Origin of the sequence: Commensalibacter papalotli (ex Botero et al. 2024) (assembly GCF_947179115.1) — a bacterium.
GTDB lineage: Bacteria > Pseudomonadota > Alphaproteobacteria > Acetobacterales > Acetobacteraceae > Commensalibacter > Commensalibacter papalotli.
In genome coordinates this window covers 147,882-168,224 of record NZ_CAMXCI010000002.1, presented here as the reverse complement: position 1 = coordinate 168,224, position 20,343 = coordinate 147,882, and the positions used below count along the sequence as shown (strand labels likewise).

General features: G+C 35.3%; 20 protein-coding genes and 1 tRNA gene. 5 read left to right on the top strand and 16 right to left on the bottom strand.

Annotation, left to right across the window (positions count from 1 at the left end; all coding sequences use genetic code 11):
- Nucleotides 1-131: 131 nt before the first annotated feature.
- The 7 genes from eutC to QMN76_RS05985 form a co-directional block, all read right to left on the bottom strand.
- The gene (gene eutC, locus QMN76_RS06015) at nucleotides 132-905 is read right to left on the bottom strand and encodes an ethanolamine ammonia-lyase subunit EutC (protein WP_034339670.1); all 774 of its coding nucleotides are present in this window, start codon (nucleotides 903-905) and stop codon (nucleotides 132-134) included.
- Nucleotides 906-907: 2 nt separating this feature from the next.
- Nucleotides 908-2,293, bottom strand: coding sequence for an ethanolamine ammonia-lyase subunit EutB (locus tag QMN76_RS06010; RefSeq protein ID WP_282024111.1), 1,386 nt, complete (start codon nucleotides 2,291-2,293; stop codon nucleotides 908-910).
- Nucleotides 2,294-2,330: 37 nt separating this feature from the next.
- Nucleotides 2,331-3,689: an ethanolamine permease gene (gene eat / locus QMN76_RS06005; RefSeq protein WP_282024113.1), complete on the bottom strand. Its 1,359-nt coding sequence runs from the start codon at nucleotides 3,687-3,689 to the stop codon at nucleotides 2,331-2,333.
- 202 nt (nucleotides 3,690-3,891) lie between these two features.
- Nucleotides 3,892-4,380: a DUF934 domain-containing protein gene (locus tag QMN76_RS06000; RefSeq protein ID WP_282024114.1), complete on the bottom strand. Its 489-nt coding sequence runs from the start codon at nucleotides 4,378-4,380 to the stop codon at nucleotides 3,892-3,894.
- On the bottom strand, nucleotides 4,367-6,070 hold the full coding sequence (locus QMN76_RS05995) for a nitrite/sulfite reductase (protein ID WP_282024115.1): 1,704 nt from the start codon (nucleotides 6,068-6,070) through the stop codon (nucleotides 4,367-4,369). Before QMN76_RS05995 ends, QMN76_RS06000 begins: the two co-directional genes overlap by 14 nt.
- Nucleotides 6,063-6,398: a DUF2849 domain-containing protein gene (locus tag QMN76_RS05990; RefSeq protein WP_282024117.1), complete on the bottom strand. Its 336-nt coding sequence runs from the start codon at nucleotides 6,396-6,398 to the stop codon at nucleotides 6,063-6,065. Before QMN76_RS05990 ends, QMN76_RS05995 begins: the two co-directional genes overlap by 8 nt.
- A gap of 172 nt (nucleotides 6,399-6,570) precedes the next feature.
- Nucleotides 6,571-7,446: a universal stress protein gene (locus tag QMN76_RS05985; RefSeq protein ID WP_034339683.1), complete on the bottom strand. Its 876-nt coding sequence runs from the start codon at nucleotides 7,444-7,446 to the stop codon at nucleotides 6,571-6,573.
- A gap of 351 nt (nucleotides 7,447-7,797) precedes the next feature.
- Between QMN76_RS05985 and fabI the strand changes: the two genes are divergently transcribed.
- Both fabI and aroC read left to right on the top strand, forming a co-directional pair.
- Nucleotides 7,798-8,640 carry an enoyl-ACP reductase FabI gene (gene fabI / locus QMN76_RS05980; RefSeq protein ID WP_034339685.1) on the top strand — a complete coding sequence of 281 codons (843 nt, stop codon included), beginning with the start codon at nucleotides 7,798-7,800 and terminating at the stop codon, nucleotides 8,638-8,640.
- Between the two features lie 34 nt (nucleotides 8,641-8,674).
- A complete protein-coding gene (aroC, locus tag QMN76_RS05975; protein WP_282024120.1) occupies nucleotides 8,675-9,769 on the top strand; it encodes a chorismate synthase in 1,095 nt (364 codons plus the stop codon).
- A 101-nt stretch (nucleotides 9,770-9,870) separates the two neighbouring features.
- On the opposite strand, the gene QMN76_RS05970 is transcribed toward aroC, so the two are convergent.
- The 7 genes from QMN76_RS05970 to hemE all read right to left on the bottom strand — a co-directional run bounded on the left by QMN76_RS05970 (nucleotide 9,871) and on the right by hemE (nucleotide 15,266).
- Nucleotides 9,871-10,431 (bottom strand): hypothetical protein, encoded by a 561-nt coding sequence (locus QMN76_RS05970; RefSeq protein WP_282024122.1) that lies wholly within the window; start codon nucleotides 10,429-10,431, stop codon nucleotides 9,871-9,873.
- Complete coding sequence (locus tag QMN76_RS05965) at nucleotides 10,406-11,137, bottom strand: hypothetical protein (RefSeq protein WP_282024124.1); 732 nt, start codon at nucleotides 11,135-11,137, stop codon at nucleotides 10,406-10,408. The genes QMN76_RS05970 and QMN76_RS05965 overlap by 26 nt, the downstream gene beginning before the upstream one ends.
- Before the next feature lie 17 nt (nucleotides 11,138-11,154).
- The gene (locus QMN76_RS05960) at nucleotides 11,155-11,754 is read right to left on the bottom strand and encodes a phage neck terminator protein (RefSeq protein ID WP_282024125.1); all 600 of its coding nucleotides are present in this window, start codon (nucleotides 11,752-11,754) and stop codon (nucleotides 11,155-11,157) included.
- A gap of 281 nt (nucleotides 11,755-12,035) precedes the next feature.
- Complete coding sequence (locus QMN76_RS05955; RefSeq protein ID WP_282024126.1) at nucleotides 12,036-12,995, bottom strand: threo-3-hydroxy-L-aspartate ammonia-lyase; 960 nt, start codon at nucleotides 12,993-12,995, stop codon at nucleotides 12,036-12,038.
- 9 nt (nucleotides 12,996-13,004) lie between these two features.
- On the bottom strand, nucleotides 13,005-13,457 hold the full coding sequence (gene hemJ, locus QMN76_RS05950; RefSeq protein WP_371827979.1) for a protoporphyrinogen oxidase HemJ: 453 nt from the start codon (nucleotides 13,455-13,457) through the stop codon (nucleotides 13,005-13,007).
- 6 nt (nucleotides 13,458-13,463) lie between these two features.
- Entirely contained in the window at nucleotides 13,464-14,189 is a 726-nt protein-coding gene (locus QMN76_RS05945; RefSeq protein ID WP_282024128.1) for an HAD family hydrolase, read from the bottom strand.
- A gap of 12 nt (nucleotides 14,190-14,201) precedes the next feature.
- Nucleotides 14,202-15,266, bottom strand: a complete 1,065-nt coding sequence (gene hemE / locus QMN76_RS05940; RefSeq protein WP_034339692.1) for a uroporphyrinogen decarboxylase — start codon at nucleotides 15,264-15,266, stop codon at nucleotides 14,202-14,204.
- 492 nt (nucleotides 15,267-15,758) lie between these two features.
- On the opposite strand from hemE, the gene QMN76_RS05935 reads away from it, so the two are divergent.
- The 3 genes from QMN76_RS05935 to QMN76_RS05925 all read left to right on the top strand — a co-directional run bounded on the left by QMN76_RS05935 (nucleotide 15,759) and on the right by QMN76_RS05925 (nucleotide 17,903).
- Nucleotides 15,759-16,199: a carboxymuconolactone decarboxylase family protein gene (locus tag QMN76_RS05935; protein WP_282024129.1), complete on the top strand. Its 441-nt coding sequence runs from the start codon at nucleotides 15,759-15,761 to the stop codon at nucleotides 16,197-16,199.
- Between the two features lie 164 nt (nucleotides 16,200-16,363).
- Nucleotides 16,364-16,439 (top strand) — tRNA-Ala (locus tag QMN76_RS05930).
- Nucleotides 16,440-16,922: 483 nt separating this feature from the next.
- Nucleotides 16,923-17,903 carry a sugar-binding transcriptional regulator gene (locus QMN76_RS05925; RefSeq protein WP_282065847.1) on the top strand — a complete coding sequence of 327 codons (981 nt, stop codon included), beginning with the start codon at nucleotides 16,923-16,925 and terminating at the stop codon, nucleotides 17,901-17,903.
- Between the two features lie 273 nt (nucleotides 17,904-18,176).
- Here the strand turns inward: QMN76_RS05925 and QMN76_RS05920 are convergent, their stop codons facing one another.
- The gene (locus QMN76_RS05920) at nucleotides 18,177-18,956 is read right to left on the bottom strand and encodes a glucose 1-dehydrogenase (protein ID WP_034339699.1); all 780 of its coding nucleotides are present in this window, start codon (nucleotides 18,954-18,956) and stop codon (nucleotides 18,177-18,179) included.
- Nucleotides 18,957-19,005: 49 nt separating this feature from the next.
- Nucleotides 19,006-20,289, bottom strand: a complete 1,284-nt coding sequence (locus QMN76_RS05915; RefSeq protein WP_282024132.1) for an MFS transporter — start codon at nucleotides 20,287-20,289, stop codon at nucleotides 19,006-19,008.
- Nucleotides 20,290-20,343: the final 54 nt, after the last annotated feature.

Genomic DNA, 20,343 nt, shown 5'->3' with positions numbered 1-20,343 from the left:
AAATTTGCATCGTTATAATAAAAATTAAATTAACTATAAATAATTATTATAATTAATAAAAGAATGAATTTATATTCTGAAGATTTCAAAAGATATATAGTCATTTAATATTGTTTCATAAACAGCTTTATTCAGCTAATATAAAGAGGTTTAATTGTATCGGATAAAGCAGTATTATCGCTTTCATCTTTTAAACGAACGCCACTTATTTGCTTGATAAAACTTTGCTCTAATAACCATGCAAGTTTAAATGCAGCAAGATCATGTTTTAACCCCTCTGGGCGAACATTTGAAATGCAATTACGGTCTGCGTCATTGCGTGTATTGTCTGGCTGCCACGTCATATAAATACCAAGACTATCCGCCGAGGATAATCCAGGGCGTTCACCAATAAGCATAGCAATTGATTTTGCATGTAAGATACTACCTATTTGATCGCCAAGAGCCACTCTAGCCTGATGGGCAAGAATAATTGGCCCTAACTGGATATTTAATTTCTCTAAATAAGGTAGTAATGCACGAATAACGCCCACAGCCTGACGGTCAACGGCATAGGAAGATAAACCATCTCCGATGATAATGATTAAATCAAATGGTTTTTGATACGCCTCTTGTAGATTTTTAATACTTTCTTGGTTTAATTTTCGTCCTAAATCGGGACGTCGTAAATATTCCTCTTGATCTTTTACACAACTATGAACCGTAAGTGTGGATAAACCCATTGCATGTAATTCGCCTTGGATCTTATCGCTATTAAAAGGCTGATGAACAGCATCTCTTGCCTGTGCATGAGAGAGAGAGAAATTTAAAATTTCCTTGGTTGGTAAACTGACCCCATGACGTCCCAATGCAATTCGAGCTTTGGTAAATTGTTTTAAAAATAACCAATTATCAGGAAGTGTCATGTTTATTCTCCTGTAGGTAAAGCTGCTAGTAAAGGGTGATTAGAGTTAGTCGCTTGTAATTGCCCCATTTTATCGGTGATATGCATTTTTTCTAACCATTTGCCGAATTCAGGCGCATGTTTAAGGTTTAGTAAACGACGAAGATATAAGGCATCATGAAAAGAGGTACTTTGATAATTTAACATAATATCGTCGGCGCCAGGAACACTGATAATGAAGGGGATACTGGCAGCCCCTAATAAAGTGAGCAATGTATCCATATCATCTTGATCTGTTTGAGCATGATTTGTATAGCAAATATCACATCCCAAAGGTAAACCTAACAATTTTCCACAGAAATGATCCTCTAAACCTGCTCTGATAATCTGTTTACCATCATATAAATATTCCGGACCAATAAATCCAACAACTGTATTCACTAATAAAGGGTGATAATGTCTTGCTACAGCATAAGCTCTGACTTCACATGTTTGTTGGTCAACCCCATGATGTGCATCAGCGGATAAACAGCTGCCTTGGCCTGTTTCAAAATACATTACATTGTTTCCAACGGTGCCTCTCTTTAAAGAAAGAGCAGCTTCGTAAGATTCTTGCAAGATATTAAGATTAATTCCAAAGCTGGTATTGGCTTTTTCTGTTCCTGCAATTGATTGGAAAACGAGATCGACAGGAATATTTTTTTCTATAAGTTGTATTGTATTTGTAACATGAGTTAGTACGCATGTTTGTGTAGGAATTTCAAAGCGTTGAATGACCTCATCCAACATTTGATTAATTTTTCCTAATATCGGTAAGCTATCACTTGCAGGATTAATTCCAATGACAGCATCACCACTGCCATAAAGTAATCCATCTAACATGCCAGCAGCAATTTCTTGTAAATTATCAGTCGGACTATTGGGTTGTAATCGAGTGCTCAGATGTCCTGGCAACCCTATAGTATTACGAAATTTTGTTACCACATGGCATTTTTTTGCTGCAATAATAAGATCTTGATTGCGCATTAATTTACTGACCGCTGCTGCCATTTCAGGTGTAATCGCAAGACTTGCAGAAGTAATCATTTCTGGTGTGGTTGTATCATCTAAGATCCAATCACGAAAATCACCAACCGTTAAATGACTTATAGGCTGAAATTTATCTTTGTCATGACTATCCACGATAAGACGTGTGACTTCATCTTGTTCATAAGGGATTAACTGATCCTCTAGAAAAGTTTTTAACGGAATATCAGCCAGCGCCATTTTTGCAGCAGCACGCTCTTCATCGCAACTTGCAGCAACACCAGCCAACACATCACCTGATCGTAGGGGAGAGGCTTTTGCCATGACTGTTTTTAAATCTTCAAAAACCCAAGTTTGATTGGCTAAAATTGTTTTATACATCATCTTTACCTGCTGAATGTTGCTAAGTATGTGTTGGATTTTATTGATTTAGTTTATTTCTGGATGATTGAGTAGCTAAAAAATAAAGATATCCTATGCCCATAAATCCAATAAAACATCCTGCCAGCTCAAGATTATAGAGCGCCATTGTAATCAAGCATAACATAGACATTACCATCGCAAAGAATGGTGCAAAAGGGTATAAGAGTGCTTTAAAAGGTCGATGGAGGTTTGGTTCACTGCGGCGTAATTTAAATAAAGATGCCATTGAAATAATATACATCAACAAAGCACCAAATGCAGCTACGGTCATGATACTTGCTGTTAAGGGTTGATTGGCAATGATAATAAGCGAGTCTGAGAAAATTGCGCCAATACCAACAAATCCTCCTGCAAGAATAGCAAGATAAGGCGTATGGGTGTATTTATTTACTTTTGCTAAACATGAAGGTAAATAACCCTCTCTTGCCAAAGAAAAGATTTGTCGAGAATAACCCATAATAATCCCGTGCAAAGAGGCAATCAATCCAAAAAGCCCCAACCAAACCAACATAGTTAACCATATACTTTTCCCACCAACAACAGCTTTCATTGCTTGTGGCAGGGGATCATTAATATTGGCTAATAAACGCCAGTCGCCTTTTGCACCGCCTGCAAACAACATAATGAATAAAGCAAGTATAGTAACCGTAATAATGCCAGCGCCTAGTGCTTTTGGAATTGTGCGTTGTGGGTCTTTGGCTTCTTCTGCTGCCATAGATGCCCCCTCAATGGCAAGGAAAAACCAAATTGCAAAAGGGGTTGCAGCCAGCATTCCTTCAATCGTAGAGAAATGAAATTGATTTTGTCCACCCCATCCGTTATTGGCAAAATGTTCCCACGAAAAAGTGGGTGCAACGATTACCATAAAAAGAATCAGCGCGAAAATAGCGAGTAATGTCACAACTAATTCAAAGGTTGCTGCAATATGCACACCAATAATATTCAACCCCATAAAGAGCAAAAATGCCGTACAAGCAATTAATTTTGTATTAATAAAAGGAAATTGAACATTGATATAAGCCCCAATTGCCATAGCAATCGCAGGGGGCGCAAAGACAAATTCAATTAATGTGGCAAATCCCGCAAAAAAACCAATTGTGGGTCCAAAAGCCCTTAAAGCATAAGCAAAAGGACCACCAGCATGTGGAATAGCTGTACTAAGTTCTGTTAAGCTGAAAATAAAGCAGCAATACATTAATGCAATTAAAAGGACAACTATTAAAAAACCTAATGTCCCAGCAGAGGCCCAACCATAGCTCCATCCAAAAAAAGACCCTGAAATTACTAATCCAACAGCAATTCCCCACAGATGAAAACCACTTAATGTTTGTTTAAGAGACGAATTTGAGGACAACATTAGCAATCCTTTATATAGTTTCAAAATCTTCTTAAAATGCTAATTAAATTATAAAAATAATGCAATTTAAAAAATATTTTAAATGATTTTTTATTAATAAAGGAAAGAAATTTCTAAAAAGCTTCTTAGATGTGTATCTCAGAAAGATCACTCTCATATAAAAAAAGCGATATAGCTTTTACTATATCGCTTGTAATCGTAATTAAACTTTCCAACGTAATCCAGAAAGTCGTTTTTCTTTTAAAACAGAGGGCTGATACGCCTCTTTAAAATCATGCATTGCCTTTTGCCAGCTTTGCACATTTGCTGTTTCAGGCAAAGCAACTGTGGTAAATCCTGTACGGATTAAAAACTGATACTGATCAGAAATTATTTTACCTGTTGCTCTGATCTCTCCCATAAATTTTAATTGCTCACGGATTTTTCTGGCTTGAGAAAAAGCTCTGCCATCCTTGAAAACAGGAAAGTTCAAAACGATAACTTCCAATCGATCAATATAGGGTTTTAACGTATCCACATCCTGATCACAGGGGAAAATAACCCCTAATGGTTGGCTGATAGTGTTGACGTCAATTTCAGTTAAATATGCGAAAGGCACAATAATTGATCCTTGAGGCAAAGGAGAAGGAATATCCCCCTCTAGCATCTTCCAAGAATCAGGCATAATTTCTCCATTTCTAAGCAGTGGCATAAACAATCTCCTTAAATGGTGCTGTGCCCAGACGGCGATACGTATCAATAAAATGCTCATTAGCTTGACGTTGCTCAAGGTAAAAATAAATCAGCTTTTCGACAGCTTTTACAGCTTCTTCTGCTTTTACCGCAGCCCCTAGAATAGAGCCAATCGCAGCCCCTTCTTTATAAGAAGATCCACCAAGTTTAATTTGATAAAATTCTTCACCTTTTTTATCAACGCCCAAAACACCAATATTCATAATATGATGATGCGCACAAGAGTTAATACATCCATCAACCCCAATATTCACAGGACCAATTTTTTCTTGCAGTTCTATATCTTCAAACAAAGCTGCAATTTGCTTAGCCACAGGAATAGAGCGTGCATTCGCAAGCGCACAATAATCCATGCCTGGACAACACACAATATCGGTAATCAACCCTAAATTCGCTGTCGCAAGTTGCTGTTTTTTCAACCCTTGCCATAACTCATAAAGCTTGTCTTTTTGCACATGTCCCAATACTACGTTTTGTAAATGGGTTACGCGAACTTCACCAAAAGCATATTGATCTGCTAAGTCAGCCAAAGCATGCATTTGTTCAGTTGATGCATCCCCAGGGGTTTTTCCCACTTCTTTCAAAGAAATTACCGCAGCAATATAATCATTATGAAAATGAGGATGTGTATTATTTTTTACCCAACGATCAAATTCTTTATCTTGAGCACGATGCGCTTCTAAAACTTCAGAAGCTTGTGGATGATTTTTCAGATTAGGACGACCAAAACGCTCTTGGATTTGAACAACTAAATCATCGGATAAGCGATATTGATCCAAATCCATCGTAGCAAATTCTTTTTCAACTTGCTCTCGATAAGCATCAATCCCTAGGTTTTCAACCAGGATTTTAATCCGAGATTTATAAAGGTTATTACGAGAACCATGAAGGTTATATACTCGAATAATCGCCTCTATATAAGCAATTAAATGTTCAGGAGGCAAATCATCACGAATGATTTTCCCTTTATAAGGAATACGCCCCAAACCACCCCCGACCCAAACCTCGAAAACAGGTTTTTGATCATCATTTAACCGTGTTAAAATACCGATATCATAAAAACATGCTGCAACACGATCGTTCGACGAGCCACTAATTGCTATTTTAAACTTGCGCGGTAAGAAGGTAAATTCTGGGTGCAACGTTGACCATTGACGCATAATTTCTGCGTAAACTCGAGGATCAATGATTTCATCCTCTGCCAAACCTGCGAACTCATCACTGGTAATATTACGAATACAGTTCCCACTGGTTTGCAACGCATGCATTTCGACAGAGGCCAGATGCGTTAAAATATCTGGCATTTCTTCGAGTTTAACCCAGTGAAATTGTATATTTTGTCGGGTTGTAAAATGTCCATAACCACGATCATAATATTGAGAAATGTAAGCCAGCCCTCGTAACATTGTCGAAGATAAAATCCCATAAGGGATCGCAACACGTAACATATAAGAATGAAGCTGCAAATAAACACCATTCATTAACCGTAATGGTTTAAATTCATCTTCTGATAACTCGCCACTTAACCTGCGTTCAATTTGCGAACGAAACTGGTTAATACGTTCTTTTAAAAAATCATGGTCAACTTGATCGTAATTATACCGACCAACCGCCAAAGACGGATTAGAAGAAATAGGATTATTATTCATTTGGTATTGTTTCTTGTATTGAACGAGGGTTAAATTCTGGATGAGTGCTGGGCCCAAAGGCTCTAACTTGTTCTCGTGTTGTAAGTGGAATATTATTGGAATTTAACTCTACAGAATAAGGATCAATAATATATTGTGCTGCCACATCTTTCTTGGCTTGTTCTTGTGCGAACTCAAGGTCAGATTGTGAAGAAGTTACTTGTGCTTCTTCAAGTTTAACGCTCCAATACCCTTGATCAGTCAACCACACAACACGCCCATCAGCAAAACGATTTGCTGTGATTACCGACTTTAATTCTTCTTTTGCATTTTTATTTATAGTAACCACAATTTGATGTCCTTATCAGTAGATAGTAATAATCGTTTCTTATACTATATACTCTTATTCTTATAATATACAAATAATTTTACGAGTATTTTTATACTACCAAAAAATATAGTGAAAGATTATTAAAATCCTTCACTACAAAAAAATATTAATCTGTATGCTGTTCTATAATTTAGCGATTCATTAATACGGCCAAATTTGCATTTTCTAACATATAGCTTGTAACCCCACCCAAAATCATTTGTTTCCAACGTGGATGAGAATAAGCACCCATACAAAGCATATCAGCACCAAATTCATGACATTTTGAAATCATACTTTCACCAGTGCTTCTTTCCCCTTTAATCACACAAAGCTCAACATTAACGTCATAAAATTTAAGATAATCAGCAACATCTTGAATATCCAGACCACGCTTTGGATAATCATCACTATATAAAATAGCAACTTTTTCCGCAGAATTCATCCATCTTAAGGCTGTATGTAACGCTGCTGCTGCTTCGACACTGCCATTCCATGCAATACAGATACGCTTACCAACACTTGCTGGTCTTTCTTTTGGCGCAATAAGAATAGGACGACCACTTTCAAATAAAAGCGCATGTAACATTTCAGAAGAAGAAATATGCTCATTTGAACTTGGATGCGCAACAACTGTAATATCAGATAACCGAGACCAATAAGTCGCGACTTCGGTTTCTCTGCCTGCTAATGCTCTAAAACTAGCTGTCTTCCCTTTTTCTGCAACTTGGCTTGCTTCTGCATCAACCACTTTGATATTATTTTGATCCACGAAATCATCAAACATTTTACGCGCAAATCTTAAACGTTTTGTACCTTCATGTTCTGCTATCGCCATCACTTCTTCAATCATGGTTCCAGATAGTCCCTCACCCGTCAAAGGAATAATATCTTTTTTATCTGGGCGAATATGCATTACTGCCAAATGCGCGTCATATCCTTCACATAGTAAATTTGCCGTAGCCAAAGTCGCATCAGTTAAAGGCGTTCCTTGAATAGGAACAAGAACTTTTTTAACTTTAATCATATTAAATATTCCTTAATAAAGAATTAGATGATGAAGGATAGATATTCAAAAAAGACAGGGTCTATTGCTCCGTTAGTAGCTCAAGCTCAATAAGATATACTTATTTTTATAAATTAAAATTATGACAGAAATCAAAAAATCTAGCAAAGAGTATTTATATTCACGGTTATTATACGCTTTAACGTTTTTGTGATTTGTCTAAAAACAACAAAACTTTAGAAATAATCCACCTCTTTTCTTTCTATTGTAAATCAGGTATTAAAAATATAATTGCGGTTTTTTCTCTTTATTAATTATAATAACTGCTAATACATAGAAATTTATAAATTGGCTTAAAGCTAGGAATTTGTCATGTCAAATGAAAACGCTGTACTTCCATTAGAAGGGAAGTTAATGCAGGGCAAACGTGGATTGATTATGGGAATGGCTAATAATCACTCTATCGCTTGGGGAATTGCAAGGGCTTGTGCTTTACAAGGAGCAGAGTTAGCATTTGCATATCAAGGTGAAGCCCTAGAAAAAAGAGTTAGACCTTTGGCTGCAAGCCTAGGTTCTGATTATTTAATCCAATGTGATGTTGGTGATGATAAAGATATTGAAAAAACATTTAAAAATATAGAAGAAAAATGGGGGAAACTTGACTTTGTCGTGCATGCAATTGGTTGGGCAGATAAACAATATCTACGTGGACGTTATGTTGATACACCTAGAGAAGCTTTCTTAACCGCATTGGATATTTCTTGTTTTTCATTTACAGCTGTTGCCAAAGAGGCCTCTAAACTTATGAAACACGGCGGTTCGTTATTAACGCTGACCTATTTAGGTGCAGAACGTGTCATGCCTCATTATAACGTGATGGGTATTGCCAAAGCTGCACTAGAATCATCTGTGCAATATATGGCCGCAGATTTAGGTATAGATAATATTCGCGTAAATGCAATTTCCGCAGGCCCGATCAAAACCTTGGCTGCTAGTGGAATTGGGGATTTCCGTTATATTTTAAAATGGAATCAATTAAACTCTCCACTGCAACGCAATGTTACCATTGACGAAGTTGGTGGCGCAGGGGTTTATTTCCTTTCTGACCTTTCTCGTGGTGTCACAGGAGAAATCCATCACGTTGATTGTGGATATCATATGGTTGGTATGAAAAATCCAACAGCACCTGATATCGCTTTGGCTTCTGAAGACTAATTTTAACTTTAATATACAAGTGAGCATATAAACCATGTCGTGTAATAGTTTTGGAACTTTGTTTCGTGTAACGACATGGGGGGAAAGTCACGGACCTGCAATCGGGTGTGTTGTGGATGGATGCCCCCCACAAATTCCTTTGACCGAAGAAATGATTCAACCTTGGCTTAATTTGCGTAGACCTGGGCAATCTAAATTTACAACGTCTCGGAATGAACCTGACCGTGTTAAGATCTTGTCTGGAGTATTTGAGGGCAAAACAACAGGCACGCCAATTTCTTTGTTGATTGAAAATACCAATCAACGCTCCAAAGATTATTCCAATATTGCCCAATCTTATCGCCCAGGACATGCAGACATTGCTTATGATTTAAAGTATGGCATTCGTGATTATCGGGGTGGTGGGCGATCTTCAGCCAGAGAAACGGCAATGCGGGTTGCTGCTGGTGCTATTGCTCGATTAATTCTGGGTGATCAAATAACCATCCGCGGTGCTTTGGTACAAATTGGGGATCGCAAAATTAATCGTGATCGTTGGTCTTGGGATGAAGTAAAGAAGAATGAATTCTTTTGCCCTGATGGTGAAATGGTGCCTCAATGGCAAGATTATTTAAATTGTATTCGCAAGCAAGGCTCTTCGATTGGTGCTGTCATTGAGATTGTTGCTGAGGGAGTTCCTGCGGGATTGGGTGCACCTATTTATGGCAAACTAGATTCAGATATTGCGCAGGCAATGATGAGTATTAATGCTGTTAAGGGTGTTGAAATTGGTGAAGGCTTTAATGCCGCCACTTTACGTGGTGAAGAAAATGCCGATCCTATTTATGTGAATGATGGCAAGCTATCATTCTCATCCAATCATGCTGGGGGGATTCTAGGCGGGATTTCAACAGGGCAGCCCATTAATGTACGCTTTGCGGTTAAACCAACCAGCTCTATTTTAATTCCACAACCTTCTATTGATTCCGAAGGCAATGCCACAGACGTGATTACCAAAGGAAGACATGACCCTTGCGTTGGTATTCGTGCGGTGCCAGTCGGTGAAGCGATGATGGCATGTATCCTCGCCGATCATTGGTTAAGGCATCGCGGACAAATTGGGCAATTTCGATCTAGTATTTTAGATTAGAATTTACAAATAAAAAAAGGTTCCTAATACTAATGGCAAAAGATTTCCAATGTTCCTCAACAACTTTATCATCAGTATTGCCCTATGTATTTATTATATGATTACTTTAAACCAACGCCAATACTTGTTGCACAATCTTCATTATCTAATGTAGTTCCAACGCCAAAACCTCCCCAATCTAAATTTGCACTATAACCAATAGCTGGATTCTCTACTGGATGAAGAGTTAATAAGGAACGAATATTTAAATTATATCTATTTTTTAATAATTTTGTACTCACACATTGCCTTTGATCAAGAAAAAAATTAATATTCTCAACAGGAATTTTACTATTTTTCCTAGTAATTAAATCAACATTCGTTACAATCACACCATCACGCGTAATAAAAGGACCAGCAGTATAAAAACCAAATAGCTCATTTTTATTTTTTAAATGTAATTGATTATTAAATAATACCTGTGCTTGCTTCAAGGTAATCGGTAGAGGTTTTGGCAAATTACCAATCAATTCGACTAATGTATATTTGAGCACAGGATAGTGTTGTGCTTCTATTGGTGCAGAATATCGATAGAGCTGTTGGGAACATCCTGCGGCTAATAAACAAAAAACTAATGTTATAGATAATAAAATATATTTAATGTTTTTTAACAATATTTGCACAATAATCACCATAATATTTCGTATATGTTGGAAAAGGTTTAGAACTTACTTGATGCATTGAGTATAAATCTCCTATCTGATTTATAGCATCTGATCTATTATTCTGTTCCATAATTTTTTGAAAATTATTCATTTCTTCTAAAGAATCATTACCATTATTAAAAATATCAACAATATTATTACTATTCTTCAAAATTTCTTTGCGCACAATAACACTATTATAAACAGCCTCTGCCTCGCTCCCTGGCCCTTTCATTGCAGAAGCAATACATGCCTCCATAGAGGAAGTATCATATTGTATTTCATGTTGAGCATGTCCGACCTCATGCGCCAATATTGATGTTACATATTTTTCTTTTTGTATCGCATAAGATGGGTCAGGATCATTTTGAGGATTATATTGTATATTAATCAAAATTTTATTTTGCTTATTATCTTTATCAAAATAAGTTATAGATCCTTTTCCTGGTGCATTCCATTCAAATGCCCATTTATGATCTTGTAGCTCTTTAATTTGACGAACCAATGTTGGTGATAAAGAAGCATATCGATCGACTCCATCGCCTAAGCCAGTATGCACTCTAATTGGTACGGTCAGTAAATTAAATTGATTTTTTTGATTTTGCCAAGGTTGTAAGTTATTTGCTGTATTTTTCATCTGTCTAGCAGAGTGCTTTTTATGTTTATCTTGCCATGTGGGCATCATTTAATCCTTTTCTACAATTAATTTTCTGTATTGCTATCCGCATTAATGACATCCATCACGATTTCTTTGGCGCTGTCTGTACAAACACCAAATTCTGGGTGATATTCGAAATAGCTCACCACAGAGCAAGAATCATCATATTGATCTTCGGCATTAATCGAGAATTTTTCGATTTTCACATCGTCACAATAAAGAGGAAATAAAATATCGCTATATTGTTTAAATTGTTCCGTTGCCCATGCATCATTAAATCTGACGGTAAAGGCTTTGGCCATTTGCAGGGCAGCAACATTCCCTGTGCCTACAAAGCGCATATTCATGGTTATTTCTGACCTAGCCCATAGAATTTTATATTTATCGGTATAACGCGTTTCTGTGCTGGACAGTTGATTTTCATCAATCACTTGCAAAATAACATAAGGCGGTTTAGGTGGAGAAACTCTGTTCACCAATCCTTTGATGATTTTTAATTTTACTCCTTTAATCGGGATGGCTTTTTGTAAAAACTTGCCGACTAAATTATACATTTCTTTGTAAGTTAATGTTTTTAATTCTGGAAAATCTTGATCCTTTGAGGCTTTGGCTATTACTTGAGTGTGTGTTTTTTTGATTGTCATTTAATTGATCCTTTTAAAAATAATGATAAAAATATAAAAAAAAACGCAGCTATGGCGTCTTGATTGAAGTATTTTCTTAATTTGGAAAATTGGCATAAAAAAACGACCTTTAAATAGGTCGTTTCTAATATAAAATACGAGTATATTACTCTATTTATATAATCTCATATTTGTTCAATAGTTTGAATAAATAAAGAAAAAGTATTCATTTACTATTTAATAAAAAACTTTTCAAATTACTTTTAATCTTAGCATCTTATTCGAATTATTAATTTTATTAATTATTTAACCCATAATGCAAACTGTTTTAAATCAACATTACCACCACTAAGCACTATACCTATTTTTTTTCCTTCAATTGGTATCGTTTTTTTTATTACAGCAGCAGCAGCCAAACATCCTGTGGGTTCTACAATCATTTTCATACGTTCTGCAAAAAAATGCATCATAGAGATTAATTCTGGATCAGAAACAGTAATAATATCATCCACTAATTTTCGAATAATAGGAAAATTATATTGTCCTAAATGCGTTGTTACCGCACCATCAGCTATGGATTTTGGTGCGGGAATAGTCACTATCTTGCCTTTACGTAAAGATTGTTGTCCATCATTTCCAGCCTCAGGCTCAACCCCAATGACTTTGATATTAGGTAGTAAATGCTTGGCTGATAATAAAGATCCTGCTAATAATCCCCCACCACCCAAAGGCACAAATAAATAGTCTAAGGATCCAACATCTTCTATTAGTTCCTTAACAGCTGTTCCCTGACCTGCAATAACGTCAGGATGATCATAAGGGGGGATAAGTGTTAAACCTTGTTCATGGGATAATTGCTGAGCTATAGCTTCTCTATCCTCTGTATAGCGATCATATAAATATATTTCTGCGCCATATCCTTTGGTTGCTGCCATTTTAATTTGCGGCGCATCCTTGGGCATAACAATTAATGCCCTTGTTTGATGTAATTGGCTGGCATAAGCGATCGCTTGAGCATGATTACCAGAAGAATAAGTAATTACACCCGCCTTACGTTGCTCATCTGTTAAACAAGCAATAGCATTAAAAGCCCCTCTAAATTTAAAAGCACCAACATGTTGATAATTTTCACATTTAAAATAAAGATGTGCTTTACTTAACTGATCCGCAGTTCTTGATGTCAAAACGGGCGTTCGAAATGCTTTATTTTCAAGTCTTAAAGCAGCAGCTTCTACATCTTGATACGTCACAGATAATTTCATTTTATTCTCTTAAAAAGGTTTAATCACAACCATGATCACAATAATAATCATTAAAATTGTTGGAATTTCATTCATATAACGATAAAATTTTTCAGAATGCTTGTTTTTATCATTTAAAAACTGCTTGCGCCACCGAGAACAAGCTCCATGAAATGCAAATAAAAGCAATACAGCAATAATTTTTGTGATCCACCATCCAGAATGCATATCAACTATGCCTGGAATTGATGCCAATAATGCACCCAAAATAAATGAACAAATCATTGCTGGATTAATTATAATCCGTTGAAGTTTACGTTCCATAATTTTGAAACGTTCACTTTCTTCAGATCCAACCTTGGTTTGGCAATGATAAACAAATAATCTAGGCAAATAAAATTGTCCCGCCATCCATGCAATAATTGCTATGATATGAAATGCTTTTATCCATAAATAATAAGGTGCAAGTGCGATCAGCATAATAAACCTTTATTTCTTTTGACTTTGAACAACTTCTTTAATGAAGTCTGTGGCTTCATTTAAAGACGCTACACGAATTAATCCACGATAATCAGGAGCTGGTTTATCCAGATCTCTTAATAAAATACAAACAGATCCTGCATCATAAGCTGCTTTTAATCCTGTATCAGAATCCTCGACAACAATACAATCTTCTGGGTTAACGCCTTCCTGTTCAGCTGCATGTAAATATAAATCAGGAAAAGGTTTTGGACGTTCCATATCACATCCTGAATGAGTACGATCTTTTTCAAACCAATGTGCTAGTTTTGATGTATTGAATTTGATTTTCATTTCTTCATGAGAAGAATTTGATCCTATACGATAAGGAATATTTAAGTCTTTTAATGTTTGTAAAATAGTTTCTACACCCTCAATAGGGTGAATATCATGATGCATGGCTTCTACAATAAGATCATGTGCATGTTCTCGCCAATGTATTGGTAAAGGCATTGTCACATGTTTTTTCATTTCTTTTTCAATATCAACTAATTGAACGCCTGTGAATAATGCTCTGGCTTCTGGACCTGTAATATTCCAACCGTGTTTTCTGGCCTCTTTACCTAACACATCACCAACAAGATGCTCGCTCTCGACAAGTACTCCATCACAATCAAAAATAACAAGTTTCAATTGTCCATCGGCATGTACTCCTTTGGGAGCTTGTGCAATAGCTTTTTTAATATCTTCTCTCATTTTTAAATCCCTTTATTTTAAATTACGAACAGTATTTACCAGTTCATAAACATGTTCAACAGGCGTTGTTGGAAGAACACCATGTCCTAAATTAAGGATATGCCGTCTATTTTTTAATTCAAGACATATATTGTGAACTTCTTGTTGCAAAACATTTGGATTATGCAATAAACATAAAGGATCAATATTTCCTTGAAAAGCTATTTCTGGATTAATTGTTTTATTGAGTAAGGTAATATCAGCAGTTTGATCAATCCCAACTGTTTTTAATCCTGTTCCATCAATATAAGATTGCAATTTCGTTCCTGCTAAACGAGGAAAACCAATAATAGGAATATGAGGGTATTTTTGTTGAATTGCTTCAACAATTTGGCGTGTTGGTTGAATAACATATTCATTAAATAAAGAGACAGGTAATAATCCACCCCAACTATCAAATAGCTTAACAGCTTCAGCACCAGCTTCAATTTGACGACAAAGATAATCGGTCGTTGTTTGAACAAGTAAATTAATAATTTTCTTAAATAAAGTGGGATTTTCATACATCATCTTAAAGACATTGCCAAAATCCTTAGAACTTCCTCCTTCAACCATATAACAAGCAACGGTAAAAGGTGATCCTGTAAACCCAATTAAAGTTACCGTCTTCGCTGCTGCTGTTCCAATTGAGTCTTGACCATTTATAATTTTATTTAATCGTCTTATTGCTTCTAGAACAGGCTCTGTTTTTTCTTCTATTTGATTTGGATTAAGTTTCTGTAAATCTTGTTCTGATTGAATGGGAGGTAATACAGGTCCTTTTCCTTCAATAAATTGTAAATCTTGTCCCAAAGCCCAAGGTAAAATTAAAATATCTGAAAATAGAATTGCTGCATCAAAAGCAAACCGTCGAATAGGTTGTAATGTAATTTCCACAGCAATATCAGGTGTTAAACAACGTGTTAAAAAATCAGCTTGTTGCCTTAAGAGCCTAAATTCTGGTAAATATCTTCCTGCTTGTCTCATTAACCAGACAGGAGGTGGCCACACAGATTGACCATTAAGAACGGTTAAAAGTTTTTTGTTTGTTGAGGACATTAAGGAAACTTTCTGTTTATTTTTTTCATTTGTTTTTTCTCTTTTACAAGTTTAGCAAAAGTTTTCCTTTTTTACATTCCCTTAAAAAATAAAAAGAAAATTTAAATTTATAGTGTTTGTTTATTGTTGCCTGTTAGTACTGTGGTACCCAGCTTTCAAAAAATGTACCCCATTTTTATCACAGAGTGTACAGTTTTTAACAGATTGATTTTATTTAACAAAACTGAGTTATCCAGATATTATCACCCTACCCCTGTGTACAACTCACTGAATTCAAAAAAGAGAGTACAATCCCCAGTACTCGGTACCCCTATCTTTTTACTGTCGTACAATCCCCATGTACCTCAATGTACCACAGACACAAATACAAGTTATACTTACTTAAAAATTATTATAGAATCGGTTTTAAAATATGAATTAGGTTTGATTTAAAGAATTCTTTTTTGCTACAAGATAAAGATCATAGTGAAAATAAATAAAAGGATATTCGATATGAGTATAAAGCGCATCAATCAATATAAAACAGCGCCTGTGATGATGAAGGCTATGATGGATCTTGAAAAAACAACTCATGAATCTATTTTACCTCTTTCTCTAAGAGAATTAGTAAAAATCCGCGCTTCTCAATTAAATAACTGTGCGTTTTGCTTGAATATGCATACCAAAGACGCTTTAAAAGCTGGTGAAGAAATTAATAGATTAATGGCAATTAGTGTATGGAAAGAAAGCTCTTTTTTTACAGACCGTGAACGTGCTGCATTATTATGGACTGAAACATTAACTTTATTGTCGGAAAAAGAAGCTTCAGATGAGATATATCAAAAAGTTTCGGATCAATTTAATGATCAAGAGCTAGCAGAATTAACTGTTATGATTGCAGTTATTAATGCATGGAATCGTTTTGGTGTTGGTTTAGCTATGAAAGCAGAATAGTCTGAAGAAATAGTCAGATTTTATAATAATCTTCTTTACGTTGAAATAATATAATTACGACAATAGTTTGAAGTTGTTTATAAAATCGATGGAAATTTAAAGATTATAATTTTATATTTAATCGTTGATTTTTTATTATTTACTGTTTATATGTTTTTGACAATGGGGTCATAGCTCAGTTGGGAGAGCGTCTGGATGGCATTCAGAAGGCCAGGGGTTCGATTCCCCTTGACTCCACCATTTTAAAATATATTAATTTTATTAAATATTTAAAAATTCATGTAGATTCTCATAAAACTGAGTGTATAATTTTTTAAATTAAGTATGCCGTTATTCATCAACACCTTTTAGTTTTTGTTGGTTTAAAGCTAGCAGTAATAACTTGTAAAAATTTAATTTTACAATTCATTCTGTATTTGTTGTACAATTCAGAATTACATTTTAATCTGTTAAGAATATAGTTTATAATTAAGATATTTTTGTTTATGAACGGACAATGCTTGTTTAATAAATAAAAAAGTTTATTTTAAAGTCTAAGGGTGATTTGTACAATATCTAACTATAATTTCAATGTATAAATATCAATAAAATTTATATTAATTTTAATATAGAATTCTCAAATTTTTATAATTGATGTATGATTAAACCTAAACCAAGCAATTCGATTGAATAAAATATGTTGTCAAACATATTATAATCATTTTATTAAACTTAAAAGAACATATGACAACACCAAATGAATTGAGATTTATCGCTAGAGTAGCCCGAATGTACTACCTCGATAATATGAAACAGCCTGATATTGCAAAACATTTATATATTTCACAAGCAACAGTATCGCGTTTATTAAAAAAAGCAGTGGCAAAAAATATTGTACAAATTTCAATTAATGAACCAGAAAATACATTTCTAGAGCTAGAAGAACAAATTAAAAATTATTTTGGATTGTCAGAAGTTGTTATTGCTGCTTGTGAGCAAGATCAAGAAGAACAAATTTTTTTACATATTGGACAGGCTGCAGCACAATTTTTTTCTGCTACCATGCAACAAGATGAGGTTATTGGTATTTCATCTTGGAGTGAATCCTTGCTTAGTATGGTTAATCATTTAAACCATAATTTTAAAATATCAGCAAAAAAAATCATCCAAATTCAAGGTGGAATTGGCAGTCTAACAGTAAAAAAACATGCTGCTATACTCAGTTCAAAACTTGCAAAAATTACTCATGCAGAAACAGTTTTATTACCTGCACAAGGAATTTTTGGCTCAACAAAGGCTAAAACTATTTTAATGGATGACCCTTATGTCAAAGCGACATTGTCTCAATTCAACGAGATTACCATGGCATTGGTTGGTATTGGCCCTATTTCTCTAGCTAAACTTCTGGCGGATAGTGGCAACATCTTAACCAAAGCTGAAATGAACACAATTACACAGAAAAAAGCTGTTGGTGACATTTGTTTACATTTTTATAATAATAAAGGTAAGCCTTTAGAAACAGCTATCGATCAACGTATTATCGGGATTACCTTGGATCAATTAAAAAAAATCCCTCGTGTTATTGGTGTTGCTGGAGGGAAAAATAAGACCGATGCTATTCTTGGTGCATTATCTGGACGTTTAATTAATATTTTAATTACAGACCAATATACAGCAATGCGTATTCTTCAAAGTATTGCACCTAAATTACAAAAAAAAAAATAAAATATGGTATGGAATAAAGGGCAAAAAACAAAAAAAAGCTATTTATAGATGTCCAAGTAAGATATTCTAGCATTAGGTAATTTATTACATACAGATATGTCTGAACTTATAACTGACATAAAAAGTTTATCACACAATTACCGTGTTGGAAAACATATGTATGAACTGGTTAAAGAAAATAATTGGTGTATTCAACAAGAGAAATTTTACAGTGTTGAATAAGCATTGTCATACACTGTTATTATTATTATAATAGCAGTGTATGACAGGCGATTAAGACATAAACATACCACCATCAATATTGATGGTTTGACCCGTTACATAAGCTGATTGCGGTCCTGCCAAGAATGAGATAACATTTGCGACGTCTTCGCCTGTACCTGCACGACCCATAGGAATTTTTGATACCCATTCAGCCATTAATTCGCCTGGTTTATAATTCCCTAACATTTTTCCCCAATGCTCATCATTATATGCCCACATATCAGTTTCGATTATTCCTGGGCAAAAAGCATTTACAGTAATACCTTCTTTGGCAACTTCGTGTGCCAAACTTTGCGTGATCCCCATGACTCCGAATTTACTGGCTGCATAATGAGGGGTATAAATAAATCCTTGGCGTGCTTGACCAGAGGCAGTATTAATTAAACGTCCACCTTGACCATGTTTACGAATTCTAGCAATAGCTTCCTGGCAACATAAAAAGACACCTGTCGTGTTCACATCTAGGACTTTTTTCCATTCTTGCTCGGTCAGATTTTCAATCTTAGCAATAGTAATCACCCCTGCATTTTGAACTGAGATATCGACACGACCAAATTGTTCTTCGGCAAAATCGTATAAACGAATAACGTCCTCTTTGTTCGTTACGTCCATTTCAAAAGCAACAGCTTGGCCGCCATTTTTATTAATACGCTCGGCAACTTCATTTACTTTGGCTTCATTGGATGCAACTACAACTTTGGCACCATCTTTTGATAAACGTTCTGCAATCGCTGCACCAATACCACGACTTGCGCCTGTAATAACAGCAACTTTATTTTGTAAACTCATGGGATCTCTCCTCTAAACTATGTAAAAATATTAATAAACTAAAAATTAACTAACTCTTTGCCACTATTGGGGGCGAAGCAGGATTATTATCATCCTTTTTTTTGATAAAACTACGGTGGTCAATGTTCACAAAAGCCATCACAATAGCTGCTGAGAAATAAAGAGCTGCATAAATCCAAATAACACCAACAGCACCAATAGAATGAATAAATATGCCAACAATACCTGGGCCAAAGAATGTACTGAGACCAGCCGCAAGGGTTAGTACAGACATCGCAGCACCTTTATTTTCTGGTGCCAACATTGGCATAATCGCATTGATTGGAGTATAAGCAGCCAGACAGGCCCCATATGCACATGCTGCAAGCCAAGTTACAAAATATCCACCGCCCCATGTAGGAATATAGAAGAATAAAAGTGTTGTTAATCCACAACCAACACATCCTCCCCATGCAACAGTATTTTTCCAACCCCATTTATCACCCAACATTCCCCAAAAATAATTGGTAATCATATTGGTAATCCATAATGAAGCAAGCATTTGTAGCCATTGACTAATCGTAAACCCTAAATTTTGTAAAACTAGGGGTAAGAAAATCGGAAAACCATAACTTGCAAGCGTATTGACTATTCTGACATAACCACACAGCCCAAGTTTAGGAACTTCGAAAATAATCGTAATTCCTTTAAGCAAATATAAAATAGATGTTTTTTCTTCAGAATTTGCTCTTTTCTTAGATTTAATAGCATCTTTATCGACTAATAGTGCAATAGCTCCGCCTAAACAAACAAAGACTAAGGCACTCCACAACACGTGGATTTCGGTCATAAATTTAAGTGTAACGCTGGAATACATCACCCCAAGCACACTTAAACCACAAGCATAACATGACCAGAAAATACCACCTGCTGTTGAAAGTCTATCTACTGGTGCTTCATAAGTCACATATACTAGGAATCCATAAACAAACAAAGGATAACTTAGTCCTCTTAACGCATAAGATGGCAACATCACTGCAAAATTATGACTTGGAATACCAAACGTCAAAAAGAAAAAGGAGCCAATACAGAACATAATCAATCCTGCAAACATAACGCGTCTGACACCAAACATTTCTGTTAAAACACCAGAAAGAAATGCTGAAAAAGAAGCTGTTAATCCATACACACTAAATAATAAGGATGATTGTTCAATCGATAATCCATTTTTAATGAGATAAGGAGATAACCATCCTTGTTCTAGCCCTTCACCAGCCATAAAAATCATCACACCTATGTATCCCAACATTAATTTTGGCGTGATAAATACCTTTTCTACAAAACTACTCCACATAATTATCTCCTGTTTCTTTACAAGATAATTTAGAGTTTATAGCCGTTTTTCTAA

Bases quoted from the DNA above. Each gene is read 5' to 3' on its own strand.
- QMN76_RS05920 (WP_034339699.1), bottom strand. From the start codon at position 18,956: ATGAGTTTACAAAATAAAGTTGCTGTTATTACAGGCGCAAGTCGTGGT.
- QMN76_RS05945 (WP_282024128.1), bottom strand. From the start codon at position 14,189: ATGAGAGAAGATATTAAAAAAGCTATTGCACAAGCTCCCAAAGGAGTA.
- eat (WP_282024113.1), bottom strand. From the start codon at position 3,689: ATGTTGTCCTCAAATTCGTCTCTTAAACAAACATTAAGTGGTTTTCAT.
- hemE (WP_034339692.1), bottom strand. From the start codon at position 15,266: ATGTCCTCAACAAACAAAAAACTTTTAACCGTTCTTAATGGTCAATCT.
- QMN76_RS05995 (WP_282024115.1), bottom strand. From the start codon at position 6,070: ATGAATAATAATCCTATTTCTTCTAATCCGTCTTTGGCGGTTGGTCGG.
- QMN76_RS05935 (WP_282024129.1), top strand. From the start codon at position 15,759: ATGAGTATAAAGCGCATCAATCAATATAAAACAGCGCCTGTGATGATG.
- QMN76_RS05960 (WP_282024125.1), bottom strand. From the start codon at position 11,754: ATGACAATCAAAAAAACACACACTCAAGTAATAGCCAAAGCCTCAAAG.
- QMN76_RS05985 (WP_034339683.1), bottom strand. From the start codon at position 7,446: ATGATTAAAGTTAAAAAAGTTCTTGTTCCTATTCAAGGAACGCCTTTA.
- QMN76_RS06000 (WP_282024114.1), bottom strand. From the start codon at position 4,380: ATGCCACTGCTTAGAAATGGAGAAATTATGCCTGATTCTTGGAAGATG.
- QMN76_RS05925 (WP_282065847.1), top strand. From the start codon at position 16,923: ATGACAACACCAAATGAATTGAGATTTATCGCTAGAGTAGCCCGAATG.
- QMN76_RS05965 (WP_282024124.1), bottom strand. From the start codon at position 11,137: ATGATGCCCACATGGCAAGATAAACATAAAAAGCACTCTGCTAGACAG.
- aroC (WP_282024120.1), top strand. From the start codon at position 8,675: ATGTCGTGTAATAGTTTTGGAACTTTGTTTCGTGTAACGACATGGGGG.
- QMN76_RS06010 (WP_282024111.1), bottom strand. From the start codon at position 2,293: ATGATGTATAAAACAATTTTAGCCAATCAAACTTGGGTTTTTGAAGAT.
- fabI (WP_034339685.1), top strand. From the start codon at position 7,798: ATGTCAAATGAAAACGCTGTACTTCCATTAGAAGGGAAGTTAATGCAG.
- QMN76_RS05915 (WP_282024132.1), bottom strand. From the start codon at position 20,289: ATGTGGAGTAGTTTTGTAGAAAAGGTATTTATCACGCCAAAATTAATG.
- eutC (WP_034339670.1), bottom strand. From the start codon at position 905: ATGACACTTCCTGATAATTGGTTATTTTTAAAACAATTTACCAAAGCT.
- QMN76_RS05955 (WP_282024126.1), bottom strand. From the start codon at position 12,995: ATGAAATTATCTGTGACGTATCAAGATGTAGAAGCTGCTGCTTTAAGA.